The 12,891-nt window shown below is 71.6% G+C and carries 12 protein-coding genes; 3 read left to right on the top strand and 9 right to left on the bottom strand.

Going from position 1 to position 12,891, the window contains the following annotated elements; genetic code table 11:
* Positions 1-62 precede the first annotated feature (62 nt).
* The 3 genes from DEJ47_RS28115 to rimP all read right to left on the bottom strand — a co-directional run bounded on the left by DEJ47_RS28115 (position 63) and on the right by rimP (position 1,975).
* Positions 63-353, bottom strand: coding sequence for a YlxR family protein (locus tag DEJ47_RS28115; RefSeq protein ID WP_150172843.1), 291 nt, complete (start codon positions 351-353; stop codon positions 63-65).
* A 132-nt stretch (positions 354-485) separates the two neighbouring features.
* On the bottom strand, positions 486-1,475 hold the full coding sequence (gene nusA / locus DEJ47_RS28110) for a transcription termination factor NusA (protein WP_150172841.1): 990 nt from the start codon (positions 1,473-1,475) through the stop codon (positions 486-488).
* A 2-nt stretch (positions 1,476-1,477) separates the two neighbouring features.
* On the bottom strand, positions 1,478-1,975 hold the full coding sequence (gene rimP / locus DEJ47_RS28105) for a ribosome maturation factor RimP (RefSeq protein ID WP_150172839.1): 498 nt from the start codon (positions 1,973-1,975) through the stop codon (positions 1,478-1,480).
* A 267-nt stretch (positions 1,976-2,242) separates the two neighbouring features.
* Between rimP and DEJ47_RS28100 the strand changes: the two genes are divergently transcribed.
* From DEJ47_RS28100 to DEJ47_RS28090, 3 genes are read left to right on the top strand one after another with little or no spacing between them, the layout of a single operon-like run.
* A complete protein-coding gene (locus DEJ47_RS28100; protein ID WP_150172837.1) occupies positions 2,243-2,794 on the top strand; it encodes a hypothetical protein in 552 nt (183 codons plus the stop codon).
* Positions 2,791-3,276 (top strand): ferritin-like domain-containing protein, encoded by a 486-nt coding sequence (locus tag DEJ47_RS28095; RefSeq protein WP_150172835.1) that lies wholly within the window; start codon positions 2,791-2,793, stop codon positions 3,274-3,276. Before DEJ47_RS28100 ends, DEJ47_RS28095 begins: the two co-directional genes overlap by 4 nt.
* 27 nt (positions 3,277-3,303) lie before the next feature.
* A complete protein-coding gene (locus DEJ47_RS28090) occupies positions 3,304-4,203 on the top strand; it encodes an aminoglycoside phosphotransferase family protein (protein ID WP_150172833.1) in 900 nt (299 codons plus the stop codon).
* A 68-nt stretch (positions 4,204-4,271) separates the two neighbouring features.
* Here the strand turns inward: DEJ47_RS28090 and DEJ47_RS28085 are convergent, their stop codons facing one another.
* From DEJ47_RS28085 to dxr, 6 genes are all read right to left on the bottom strand, one after another.
* A complete protein-coding gene (locus DEJ47_RS28085) occupies positions 4,272-5,966 on the bottom strand; it encodes a proline--tRNA ligase (protein WP_150172831.1) in 1,695 nt (564 codons plus the stop codon).
* Between the two features lie 74 nt (positions 5,967-6,040).
* A complete protein-coding gene (locus DEJ47_RS28080; RefSeq protein WP_150172829.1) occupies positions 6,041-6,592 on the bottom strand; it encodes a GNAT family N-acetyltransferase in 552 nt (183 codons plus the stop codon).
* Positions 6,593-6,621: 29 nt separating this feature from the next.
* Positions 6,622-7,470 carry a GNAT family N-acetyltransferase gene (locus DEJ47_RS28075; protein ID WP_150172827.1) on the bottom strand — a complete coding sequence of 283 codons (849 nt, stop codon included), beginning with the start codon at positions 7,468-7,470 and terminating at the stop codon, positions 6,622-6,624.
* Between the two features lie 1,483 nt (positions 7,471-8,953).
* The gene (gene ispG / locus DEJ47_RS28070) at positions 8,954-10,111 is read right to left on the bottom strand and encodes a flavodoxin-dependent (E)-4-hydroxy-3-methylbut-2-enyl-diphosphate synthase (protein ID WP_150172825.1); all 1,158 of its coding nucleotides are present in this window, start codon (positions 10,109-10,111) and stop codon (positions 8,954-8,956) included.
* A 191-nt stretch (positions 10,112-10,302) separates the two neighbouring features.
* Complete coding sequence (locus tag DEJ47_RS28065) at positions 10,303-11,604, bottom strand: M50 family metallopeptidase (protein ID WP_150172823.1); 1,302 nt, start codon at positions 11,602-11,604, stop codon at positions 10,303-10,305.
* Positions 11,601-12,869 carry a 1-deoxy-D-xylulose-5-phosphate reductoisomerase gene (gene dxr, locus DEJ47_RS28060; protein ID WP_150172821.1) on the bottom strand — a complete coding sequence of 423 codons (1,269 nt, stop codon included), beginning with the start codon at positions 12,867-12,869 and terminating at the stop codon, positions 11,601-11,603. Before dxr ends, DEJ47_RS28065 begins: the two co-directional genes overlap by 4 nt.
* Positions 12,870-12,891 lie beyond the last annotated feature (22 nt).

Genomic DNA, 12,891 nt, shown 5'->3' with positions numbered 1-12,891 from the left:
ATCTCGACCTACTTCCAACTCGCGGGGTACCAGGGCCACACGGGGTTCCGTGCGCCCACGTCTTACGGTGTCGCCTCCTGGGCAACTGTCTCGACAGCCCGGCGCAGTGCCTCCGTGTCGAGCGGCCCCTGGGCGCGGAACGCCCTCGGGAACGCCCGGCGGCGGACCGCCAGGTCCAGACAGACCAGGGCGGGGTGTACATACGCACCCCGGCCGGGCAGCGTACCGCGCGGATCGGGGACGCAGACGCCCTCTTTCCTCACGATGCGCAGCAGTTCGCTCTTGGCCGCTCGCTCCCGGCACCCCACACAGGTGCGCTCAGGGCATGCGCGGGCATGCGTCCGGCCAGACACGCTTAAGTCTACCTCCCCGCACCGACCTCACCCCTTTGGGGCAAGAATCGAACGGCTTCTCGCCACATACTGTCGTGATCGAAGCGGTGGCCGCCCGGAATTTATTCCCGGAGCGGCACCGCCCACAGCCCTCTACTGGTCGGCGGGCTGCTCCGTGTCGGGCCTGATGTCGATGCGCCAGCCCGTGAGCCGCGCGGCGAGGCGGGCGTTCTGCCCCTCCTTGCCGATCGCGAGCGAGAGCTGGTAGTCCGGCACGGTCACGCGGGCCGAGCGGGCGCCGAGGTCGACGACCTCGACCTTGCTGACGCGGGCCGGGGAGAGCGCGTGGGCGACCATCTCGGCCGGGTCGTCGGACCAGTCGACGATGTCGATCTTCTCACCGTTGAGCTCGCCCATGACGTTGCGCACACGGCTGCCCATGGGGCCGATGCAGGCGCCCTTGGCGTTGAGGCCCGAGCGCGTCGACCGGACCGCGATCTTGGTGCGGTGGCCGGCCTCGCGGGCGATGGCGGAGATCTCGACGGAGCCGTCGGCGATCTCCGGGACCTCCAGCGCGAAGAGCTTCTTCACCAGGTTGGGATGGGTGCGCGACAGGGTCACGGAGGGGCCGCGGACGCCCTTGGCCACGCGCACGACGTAGCTGCGCAGGCGCATGCCGTGGGGGTACCGCTCGCCGGGCACCTGCTCCTGCACGGGCAGGATGGCCTCCAGCTTGCCGATGTCGACCAGCACGTTCTTCGGGTCGCGGCCCTGCTGGACCACGCCGGTGACGATGTCGCCCTCGCGCCCGGCGTACTCACCGAGCGTCGCGTCGTCCTCGGCGTCGCGCAGGCGCTGCAGGATGACCTGCTTCGCGGTGGTCGCGGCGATGCGGCCGAAGTCGGACGGGGTGTCGTCGAACTCGCGGGGCTCCTGGCCCTCCTCGAGGTCGTCCGCCTCCTCCTTCGCCCAGACCGTGACGTGTCCGCTCTCACGGTCGAGCTTCACGCGCGCGCGGCGGTGGCTTCCCTCGGTGCGGTGGTAGGCGATGAGGAGGGCAGACTCGATCGCCTCGACGAGGAGGTCGAAGGAGATCTCCTTCTCCCGGACCAGACCCCGCAGGGCACTCATGTCGATGTCCACGGCTACGCCTCCTCTTCCTTCTTGTCCTTGCGGTTGAACTCGACCTGCACGCGCGCCTTGTCGATCTCGTCGAAGGCGAGGCGGCGGGACGTGGGCTTGCGGCCCTTGACGCCGGGCACTTCGAGGTCGAGGCCCTCGTCGTCCACGGTGAGGATGCGGGCGGTGACCTCGCCGCCCTCGGTGAGCTGGAACTTCACCAGGCGGTCGACGGCGCGCAGGTAGTGGCGGCGCTCGGTGAGCGCACGCTCGGCGCCGGGGGAACCGACCTCCAGGTCGTACTCGCCCTCGCCCATCGCGTCGGTCTCGTCGAGCTTCGCGGAGAGCGCACGGCTCACGTCCGCGATCTGGTCCAGGTCCACGCCGTCCTCGGAGTCGATCACGACTCTCAGCACCCGCTTGCGTCCGACGGAGGCCACTTCGATCTCTTCGAGATCCAGGTCCTGCGAGGTGACGAGCGGTTCCAGTAGTTGCCGCAGCCTCTCGCTCTGGGTGGTGCTCATCCGGGTGACTCCTCGGCCGCGTGTGCTGTTGTGGGTGCGTTGCAAGTCTGCGTGTCAGGTCAAAGGGTATCCGGTCCGAAGGGGTGTTGCCGCCCACGGGCGGGACGATACGGCGCTCCGTTCCGAGCCGATCGCGGGCGCAGGGCCGGTCCGAAGGTACGGTGATCACCGGGCCAGTGCCCATCGATCTCCCTTTCTGTTCCTTTCCGTTCCCTTTCGCACCTTTCTTGCTCGCGCCTTTTGGCCTTCCTTCCGAGGACGTCTGCCGTGCCGTCGTATCGCACCGCCCCGCGCTCCCGTCCGGGACCGCGCCGAAGGAGTCTGCTCACCGGCGCCGCGGGCGTCGCGTCCGCCGCGCTGCTCGCGGGCTGCTCGGACTCCGCCGACTCCGACACCGACGGGCGCCCGTCCGAGGCCCGGCGCCTGCGCGCAGCTGCGGCGAAGGACAGCCGGGAGCTCCTGCGGCGGTACGACGCCGTGCTCGCGGCGCACCCCTCGCTCGACAAGCGCCTCGGGCCGCTGCGGGGCGAGGTGCAGCGGCATGTGGAGGCGTTCGAGAAGAGCACGGACACCGAGAGCCCGTCCCCCACCGCGTCCGGCTCCCCCGCAGGCTCCACGCCGAAGGCACCCTCGCCCTCCGCGGCCCCCGACCCGAGGGCGGCCGTGCGCGACCTCGCCAAGGCCGAGCGCGAGCTGGCCGACCGCCGGGGCAAGGCCCTGCTCGACGCCCCCGCCGAGGAGGGCAGGCTGCTCGCCTCGGTGGCCGCCGCGGGCGCGGCCCACGCCTACCTGCTGACGGAGACGGAGGACGACAAGTGAGCGGTACGAAGGACTCGCCCGAGCCGTCGAAGGACGACGAGCTGAAGGCGCTTCAGGCCGCCCTCGGCGCCGAGCACGCCGCCGTGTACGGCTACGGAGTCGTCGGCGGCCGCATCGGCGACCAGCGCAGGGACGAGGCGCGCACGGCGTACGACGCGCACCGCGCCCGGCGCGACGAACTGCAGCGCGCGGTGCGCGACCTCGGCGGCGAACCGCAGTCGGCGGACGCCGCATACTCGCTGCCCTTCCCGGTGCCCGACGCCGCCGCGGCGGTCCGGCTCGCCACGGAGCTGGAGGACCGGGTCGCGGGCGTCTACTCCGATCTCGTACGCGCCTCGTCGGGCACCCGGCGGGGCACCGCGGCCCTCGCACTGCGGGAGGCGGCGGTCCGTGCGGCACGGTGGCGGGGCGGGAGCGTAGCCTTCCCTGGGCTCGCCGAGCGGTCGACACCGTCGTCCGCACCGGCGACACCCCAGGCGTAACGCGCTCAGGAAGGGAACGACTCGCGCATGGCTCTCGAACCGCCGCAGCGCCTCGTCACAGCACTCGGCGAGACGGCGCAGGACGGCGACGACTGGCTGGACAAGCTGCCCGGGGCAGTCGAAAAGGCCGTCGCTCTACGCGGGTTGACCGTCGAGCGGGTGCACGTGCCCGGTGGCCGCAGCAGCCTCGTGCTGATGGTGCGGCGCTCCGACGACACGCCCGCGGTGCTGAAGCTCGTACCGTCCCGGTCGCGTCCTGAGAGCGAGCGGGCCGCGCTCGCCCACTGGAACGGGCTCGGCGCCGTGCGGCTGCTCGACCCCGAGTGCGCGGACGGGGCACTGCTCATGGAGCGGCTGCACCGTGACGTGTCCGTACGGTCGCTGCCCGAGGCCAAGGCGCTCCTGGAGGCGGCGGGCACGCTGCGCAGGCTGTGGGTGGAGCCGCCCGCCGGGCACCGCTTCGAGACGGTCGCCGAGCGCACGGGCCGGCAGGCCGACGCGATGCGCGCCTCCGCCTCGGCCGACGCGGGGGTCGCGCCGCTGGTCGACGCGGCGCTCGCGGCGCGGGACGAGCTGCTCGCGGCGAGCGTGGAGCCGCGGCTGCTGCACGGCACGTTCCGGCAGAGCAAGGTGCTCGCCGGGGACCGGCTGCCGTGGCTGGCCGTGGGCCCCGACCCGGTCGTCGGCGAGCCCGCCTTCGACCTGGCCCGGCTCGTCCGCGACCGGGTCGAGGACCTGATCGCGTCGCCGTCGGGCGCCTCGATCACGCGGCGGCGCGTGAAGAAGCTGGCGGAGTCCCTGGAGGTCGAGCAGGAGCGGCTGCGGGGCTGGACGCTGTTCCGCGCGGTGGAGTCGGGCGTGCGGGCGCTGCGGGTGGGGCGGCCGCAGGACGCGGAGCTGCTGTTGGAGTTCGCGGGCTGGCTGTAGCGGTCCGTGTACGTGTGACGCGAGAAGGGGGCGCCCCGCCGTGCGGAGCGCCCCCTTCTCGTGTGTCGTCAGGCGGTGAGGCGGGCGATCGCCTCGTCGACGGTGAGCTCCTCGCGCTCGCCGGTGCGGCGGTCCTTGAGCTCGACGACGCCGTCGGCGGAGCGGCGGCCCGCGACCAGGATCTTCGGCACGCCGATCAGCTCGGAGTCGGTGAACTTCACGCCCGGCGAGACGCCCGGCCGGTCGTCGACCAGGACGCGGACGCCGGCCGCGGCCAGCTTGTCGGAGACCTCCAGGGCCAGCTCGGTCTGGAGCGCCTTGCCCGCGGCGACGACGTGGACGTCGGCGGGGGCGATCTCCTCGGGCCAGATCAGGCCCTTGTCGTCGGCGTGCTGCTCCGCGAGGGCGGCGACGGCGCGGGAGACGCCGATGCCGTACGAGCCCATGGTCACGCGGACCGGCTTGCCGTTCTGGCCGAGGACGTCGAGCTGGAAGGCGTCGGCGTACTTGCGGCCCAGCTGGAAGATGTGGCCGATCTCGATGGCGCGGTCCAGCTTGAGGCCGGTGCCGCAGTTCGGGCAGGGGTCGCCCTCCTGGACGACGACCACGTCGACGTACTCGTCGACCTCGAAGTCACGGCCCGCGACGACGTTCTTCGCGTGCACGCCGTCCTTGTTGGCGCCGGTGATCCAGGCGGTGCCGGGGGCGACGCGCGGGTCGGCGATGTACTGGACCTTCTCCAGGCCCTGCGGGCCGACGTAGCCCCGTACGAGATCGTCGCGGCCCTCGAAGTCGGCGCCGGTCACCAGCTCCACCGCGGCGGGGGCGAAGTGCGCCTCGACCTTGTCCATGTCGACCTCGCGGTCGCCGGGGACGCCGACGGCGACGATCTCGCCGTCGACCTTCACGAGGAGGTTCTTGAGGGTGGCGGACGCGGGGACGCCGAGGTGCGCGGCGAGCGTCTCGATGGTCGGGGTGTCCGGGGTGGGAATCTCCTCGGCGGCGGGCACGCCGTCGGCCTCCACCGGCTTCAGGGCGAAGGAGACGGCCTCGGTGTTCGCCGCGTAGTCGCAGCTCGGGCAGTCGGCGAAGGTGTCCTCGCCGGCGGCGGCCGGGGCGAGGAACTCCTCGGACTTCGAGCCGCCCATGGCGCCCGCGGTGGCGGCGCAGATGCGGTAGTCCAGGCCGAGGCGCTGGAAGATCTTCTGGTACGCGGCGCGGTGCAGCGCGTACGACTGGGCGAGGCCCTCGTCCTCCGTGTCGAAGGAGTACGAGTCCTTCATGAGGAACTCGCGGCCGCGCAGGATGCCGGCACGGGGGCGGGCCTCGTCGCGGTACTTGGTCTGGATCTGGTAGAGGATCACCGGCAGGTCCTTGTAGGACGTGCACTGGTCCTTGACCAGGAGGGTGAAGATCTCCTCGTGGGTGGGGCCGAGGAGGTAGTCGCCGCCCTTGCGGTCGTTGAGGCGGAACAGCTCGGCGCCGTACTCCGTCCAGCGGCCGGTCGCCTCGTAGGGCTCCTTGGGCAGCAGGGCCGGCAGGGAGACCTCCTGGCCGCCCATCTCGTCCATCTCCTCGCGCACGACGCGTTCCACGTTGGCGAGGACCTTCTTGCCCAGCGGCAGCCACGACCAGACACCGGCGGCGGTACGGCGCACGTATCCGGCGCGGACGAGGAGTTTGTGGCTGAGCACCTCGGCGTCCGCGGGGTCGTCGCGCAGCGTCTTCGCCATCAGTCGGGACATGCGCTGGACCTGGGCCATGGTGAACTCCTGCTGTAAAGGTGGTACGCAGGAGGTTAGCCGGGGGCCGGGGGCGGGCGGAAATCGGTTACGGCTCAGAACCGTTTCGGCGGCGTCGGCAGCGGGAGGGTGGCGCCCATGACGGCGTACGGCCGGGCGGCGCTGGGGAACAGGACACGGCGGGCCAGGTCCGCGTAGCCGAGGGAGCGGTAGAGGCCGCGGGCGGGGCTCTCCACGTCGATGGCGGAGAGGATCGAGCGCGGCTCGCGGACACCCTCGGTGATGGTCGTGATGAGACCGCGCCCGATGCCGCGGTTCTGGTGGTCCGGGTGCACGTGCAGCTCGGTGATCACGAAGGAGTCGTCGAGCCAGCCGTCCAGGTTCTGGCTGCGCAGGTACGGCTCGACGACCGTCGACCACCAGTGGCCGCGGCTGTTCGGCATGCCGTAGACGAAGCCGACGAGACGGTCGTCGGGGGTCGTCGCGCCGAACGCGCGGGCGCCCGGATAGGTGAGGTGTCGCAGGACGATCTGCCGCCGGACGGCCACTTCGTCGTCGCTCAGCCCGAAGGCGTGGGCCTGGACGCTCAGTGCGTCGTCCACGCGCGCGGCGAGGTCGAGCGGCGCGATCACGACATCGTCTGTCATGGGGCGACCCTACTTCGCGACGCTCACGTTCAGAACAGGACGCTCATGAACGCCCCGACCTCCTGGAAGCCGACGCGCCGGTACGCCGCCCTCGCCGCGGTGTTGAAGTCGTTCACGTAGAGGCTGGCGACGGGGGCGATGTCCGCGAGTGCGTAGCGCAGGACGGCGGCCATGCCGGGGGCGGCGAGGCCGCGGCCGCGGTACTCGGGGGCGACCCAGACTCCCTGGATCTGGCACGCCTGCGACGTGGCGGCGCCGATCTCCGCCTTGAAGACGACCTTGCCGTCGCGGTCGAGGCGGGCGAAGGAGCGGCCGGAGCCGACGAGCTCGGCGACGCGGGCCTGATACAGCAGCCCGCCGTCCCCCGCGAGCGGCGACACCCCGACTTCCTCGGTGAACATGGCCACGCACGCCGGCATGATCGTCTCCATCTCGTCCTTGCGGACGCGACGGACGTACGGATCGGGGACGACGTCGTCCGGGAGCCGGTCGGTGACCATCAGGGGCTGCTGGGCGCGGACTTCGCGGGCGGGGCCCCAGGAGGGTTCCAGGAGCCGCCACAGCCGGGCGGTGGACTCGGCGGGGCCGACGATGGAGGAACAGCGGCGTCCTGCGCGACGGGCGCGGTCCGCGAAGCCGCGGATCGCTCGGGGGGTGGCGCAGATGGGGACGAGGTTGGCACCGGCGTAGCACAGGGAGGCGAGCATGCCGTCCTCGTACCAGCCCCACATCTCGCCGCCGAGACGCCAGGGGTCGAGGCCCGCCACCTGGACGCGGGCGGTCACGAACGCGTTCGCGACCGGCTCGCGGTCGAGCACGGCGAGCGCGGCGTCGAGGTCACTCGGTTCGAGGACCCGGGTGGTGGTCTGAGTCAACACGTGCGGGGGCCTCACCATACGGTTTGCTGATCTCCGCACTGTACCTGGCGGGGGCGCCTTGTGCGGAGCGCCGTTCTGCCCCCCGTTCGCCGCCTGGTACCCGGCACGTCGGCTCTCCCGGCGGGCCGAACCCGAACGGACCCGCCCTCGTCGCGCAACCTTCCCCGCCGCTCCGCGGCGTCACCCCCACCCACCCACCCGTCACTCGGCACCTTCGTGACCTCCGGCAGGCCGACCCGAACAGAACCGCCCCCGTACGCGGAACTTCCCCGCCGCTCCGCGGCGTCACCCCACCCACCCACCCGTCACTCGGCGGGTTCGCGCTGGGGTGGGGGCACAGGGCACTGGTTGCTCGGCGTCATCGCGATGCTGGGGGGCGAGGCGGTGCGATGTGCGGGGTGAACGGACAGGGAGCGGCTCGGTGCCGGTGTGGGCGGCGCGGGCGTCGGCCCTGCGGGACTGACGGAAGGGTGAGTGCGATCCGCCGCGAGGCGGGGCCCCGGGGCAGCGCAACAGTGCCAGGCGCAGACCCGTGGGCGGTACGGGGCGCACCGGCTGGAGGGAGCCTCGGGACCGGCACGACGGTGCGGGGTACGGCTCGGGGCCGGGCGCACGGACGGACGGGAGGTCGGCATCTGCCGCGAAGCGGCGGGCTCGGGACCAGCGCAGCGGTGCGGGGCACGGCTCGTACGGAACGAAGCGGGGCCGGGCGCACGGGCGGGTGGTAGGGAAGCATTCGCCGCGCAGCGGCGGGCCAGGGCAGCGCACAACGGTGCCAGTCACCGCCCCTACGGAACGAAACGAGGCCGGGCACACGGGCCGGGTGGGCGGGAGGCATCCGCCGCGCAGCAGCGGGCCAGGGCAGCGCACAACGGTGCCAGTCACCGCCCCTACGGAACGAAACGAGGCCGGGCACACGGGCCGGGTGGGCGGGAGGCATCCGCCGCGCAGCAGCGGGCCAGGGCAGCACGCAACGGTGCGGGGCACCGCTCCTACAGAACGAAACGGGGCCGGGCGCACGGGTGGGCGGGTGGGAAGCATCCGCCGCGCGGCGGCGGGCCGGGGCAGCGCACAACGGTGCCGGCCACCGCCCCTGCGGGCGCGGTGCACGGACGGGTTGGGGGCCGTCGCTGGGTGGCGATGGCGGGTGGTGCGGCCCTGACAGAGCGGCACGGCTCGGCACGGCACAGCCCCGGTGCTCTGGGAGCTTCCGGGGCCGCAGCGAGAGGGAGAGGGAAAGGGAAAGGCAGAAGACCGCGGGGCCGCCCGCGACGGAGAGCGTGGCGGGCGGCGACCTGCGGCGGGAGGCACTCTCATCGGCCGGCCACGAACCAACCGGGTGCGCCGCGGTCAGCCAACGGCCCGGTACGGCGGGGTCAGGGGTCAGGGGTCAGGGGTCAGCCGAGTACGGGGAGTGCCGAGGGCGGGCAGCCGAGTACGGGGAGTGTTACGCGGCCAGCAGGGGCGACGTGGAGTGTCGGGGTCAGCCGGCGACCGAGATGGTGGGTTCGCCGGAGGCCACTCCGTCCTTCTCCATCTGCTCCGCAATCTTCATCGCCTCATCGATGAGCGTCTCCACGATCTTCGACTCGGGCACCGTCTTGATGACCTCGCCCTTGACGAAGATCTGGCCCTTGCCGTTGCCGGAGGCGACGCCGAGGTCGGCCTCGCGGGCCTCGCCGGGGCCGTTCACGACGCAGCCCATGACGGCGACGCGGAGGGGGACCTCCATGCCGTCGAGGCCGGCGGTGACCTCTTCGGCGAGCTTGTAGACGTCGACCTGGGCGCGGCCGCAGGACGGGCAGGAGACGATCTCCAGGCGGCGCTGGCGGAGGTTCAACGACTCCAGGATCTGGATGCCGACCTTGATCTCCTCCGCGGGCGGCGCGGAGAGGGAGACGCGGATCGTGTCGCCGATGCCCTCGGAGAGCAGCGCGCCGAACGCGACGGCGGACTTGATCGTGCCCTGGAACGCGGGGCCCGCCTCGGTCACGCCGAGGTGGAGCGGGTAGTCGCACTGCGCCGCGAGCTGCCGGTACGCGTTGACCATGACCACCGGGTCGTTGTGCTTGACCGAGATCTTGATGTCGCGGAAGTCGTGCTCCTCGAAGAGGGACGCCTCCCAGAGGGCGGACTCGACGAGCGCCTCGGGGGTCGCCTTGCCGTACTTCTTGAGGAGGCGCGCGTCCAGGGAGCCCGCGTTGACGCCGATGCGGATCGGCGTACCCGCGTCCTTCGCGGCGCGCGCGATCTCCTTGACCTTGTCGTCGAACTGCTTGATGTTGCCGGGGTTCACGCGGACCGCCGCGCATCCGGCGTCGATCGCGGCGAACACGTACTTCGGCTGGAAGTGGATGTCCGCGATGACGGGGATCTGCGACTTCTTCGCGATGACGGGAAGCGCGTCCGCGTCGTCCTGCGTCGGGCAGGCGACGCGCACGATCTGGCAGCCGGACGCCGTCAGCTCCGCGATCTGCTGGAGCGTGGCGCCGATGTCGGACGTGCGCGTCGTCGTCATCGACTGGACCGAGACCGGTGCGTCCCCGCCCACGGCCACCGTGCCGACCTGGATCTTGCGGCTGACCCTTCGGTCGGCGAGCTTGGTCGGAACGGACGGGATTCCGAGCGATACGGCAGTCATCTGGCGAGCATCCCCAAGAGTGTGGATCACAGAGTGTCGAGCACGCGGTGTGCTCTGGGTCCCGAGATCGGCGGGCTCCCGGATTCGAGATTACGGCACCCTCCGGCGGCCGGGCACATCACGTCCGGAAGTCCACCCAATGGTGGGCGACCCGACACACAAGGTGCCGGGGCGCCGTAAATTTCTCGTAATCAGGAGATTCTGACCGGGTTCACCACGTCCGCGATGAGGACGAGGATCGTGAAGCAGATGAAGATCCCCGCCACCACGTAGGCGACCGGCATCAGTTTGGCGACGTCGAACGGGCCCGGGTCGGGGCGGCGCAGGACCTTCGCCGCGTTGCGGCGCACGGACTCCCACAGGGCGCCGGCGATGTGGCCGCCGTCGAGCGGGAGCAGCGGCAGCATGTTGAAGAGGAAGAGCGAGAGGTTGAAGCCCGCGATGAGGAACAGCATCATCGCGATCTGGTTCTCCGGCGGGATGTCCAGGGTGAACACGTCGCCGCCCACGCGGGCCGCGCCGACGACACCCATCGGGGAGTCCTGCTTGCGCTCCCCGTCGCCGAACGCCGCGTTCCACAGGTCGGGGATCTTGGACGGCAGGGCGATGATCGACTCGACGCCGTTCTCCATCATGTCGCCCATGCGGTCGACGGAGTCACCGAAGGACTGCTGCACGATGCCGGTGGCGGGGGTGAAGCCGAGGAAGCCGGCGTAGACGTACTTGCCCTCCACGTACGCGCCGTCGCCGTCGGTCTTGGTGACCTGGTTCCTGATGAGGTTCGCGTGCAGGTCGAGCCGCTTGCCGTCGCGCTCGACCGTGATGGTGGCCGGGCCGATGGTCTCGCGGATCTTCGACTGGAGGGCGGACCAGTCGTCGACGGGCTGGTTCTGGAAGGCGACGATCTTGTCGCCCGGCTTCAGGCCCGCCGCCTTGGCGGGTGCGGCCTTGTCGCCCTTCTCGCACTTGGCGCGGTTCTCGCTCTGCTGGATGACGCAGTCGGAGACCTTGCCGACCTGGGTGGTCTGGCTGCTGATGCCGAACGTCATCATCACGCCGAGGAAGATCGCCACGGCGAGGATGAGGTTCATGAACGGCCCGGCGAACATGACGATCACGCGCTTCCAGGGCTTGCGCGTGTAGAAGAGGCGGGTCTCGTCGCCGGGCTTGAGCTCCTCGAACGCCGCCGAGCGCGCGTCCTCGATCATGCCGCGCCAGGGTGACGTGGACCGTGCCTCTATGCGGCCGTCGGCGCCCGGCGGGAACATGCCGATCATGCGGATGTACCCGCCGAGGGGGATGGCCTTGATGCCGTACTCGGTGTCGCCCTTCTTGCGCGAGAAGAGGGTGGGTCCGAAGCCGACCATGTACTGCGGCACGCGGATGCCGAACATCTTGGCGGTCGACAGGTGCCCCAGCTCGTGCCAGGCGATCGAGAAGAGCAGCCCGATCACGAAGACGACTATCCCGAGGATCATCATCAGTGTCGTCATGCACGGGCCTCCGCGGTCGTCTTCGCTGCCAGTTCGCGTGCCCGGGCACGCGCCCAGGTCTCCGCCTCGAGGACGTCCGCGACGGTCAGGGGGGTTCCAGGACCGCCGGTGACGGCGGTCTCGTGTTCCTCCACCGTCCTCGTGACCGTCTCCATGATGCCGTTGAAGGGCAGGGCGCCCTTCAGGAACGCGTCCACGCACTCCTCGTTGGCGGCATTGAACACCGCCGGGGCCGTGCCCGCGAGTTCCCCGACGCGCCGGGCGAGCCCGACCGACGGGAACGCGTCGTTGTCGAGGGGGAAGAATTCCCAGCTCGACGCCTTGGTCCAGTCGAAGGCGGGGGCGGCGTCGGGGACGCGCTCGGGCCAGCCGAGACCGATGGCGATGGGGCCGCGCATGTCGGGCGGGGTGGCCTGGGCGAGGGTCGAGCCGTCGGTGAACTCCACCATGGAGTGGACGTACGACTGGGGGTGGACGACGACCTCGATGCGATCGAAGGGGATGTCGTAGAGCAGGTGTGCCTCGATGACCTCGAGACCCTTGTTGACCAGCGTCGCGGAGTTGACGGTGATGACCGGGCCCATGGCCCAGGTGGGGTGCGCCAGCGCGTCCTCGGGGGTGACGTCGGCCAGGTCGGCCTTCGTACGTCCCCGGAAGGGGCCGCCGGAGGCGGTGACGACCAGTTTGCGTACGTCGGCGCGCGTGCCGGCGGCCAGCGCCTGGAAGAGCGCGGCGTGCTCGGAGTCCACCGGGATGATCTGGCCGGGCTTGGCGAGCGCCTTGACGAGGGGCCCGCCGACGATGAGGGATTCCTTGTTGGCGAGCGCGAGGGTGCGGCCCGCTTCGAGGGCGGCGAGTGTCGGCGCGAGGCCGATGGAGCCGGTGATCCCGTTGAGGACGGTGTGGCAGGCGGACGCGGCGAGCTCCGCAGCGGCGTCGGGTCCGGCCAGGATCTCGGGGAGCCGCTCCCCCGCGGCGTACTGCCCCTTCAGGGCCTCGCGCAGTGCCGGTACGGCCTTCTCGTCGGCGACCGCGACGGTCCCGGCCCGCAGCCTGCGCGCCTGCTCGGCGAGGAGGCCGACGCGGCCGCCCGCGGCGGAGAGCGCCGTGACGCGGAAGCGGTCGGGGTTGCGCAGGACGAGGTCGATGGCCTGGGTGCCGATCGAGCCCGTGGAGCCGAGGATCACGATGTCCCGCGGTCCGTCGCCCGTCAGGGGGTCGAAGACGAGATGCGGGTCGGCGAGGGGGGATGGGCTGTCGCTCATCCCCCTATTGTGGCCGTATCCC

This window comes from Streptomyces venezuelae, assembly GCF_008642355.1.
GTDB lineage: Bacteria > Actinomycetota > Actinomycetes > Streptomycetales > Streptomycetaceae > Streptomyces > Streptomyces venezuelae_B.
The sequence above is the reverse complement of the archived record's forward strand: the minus strand, read 5'-3'. Positions and strand labels throughout refer to the sequence as shown.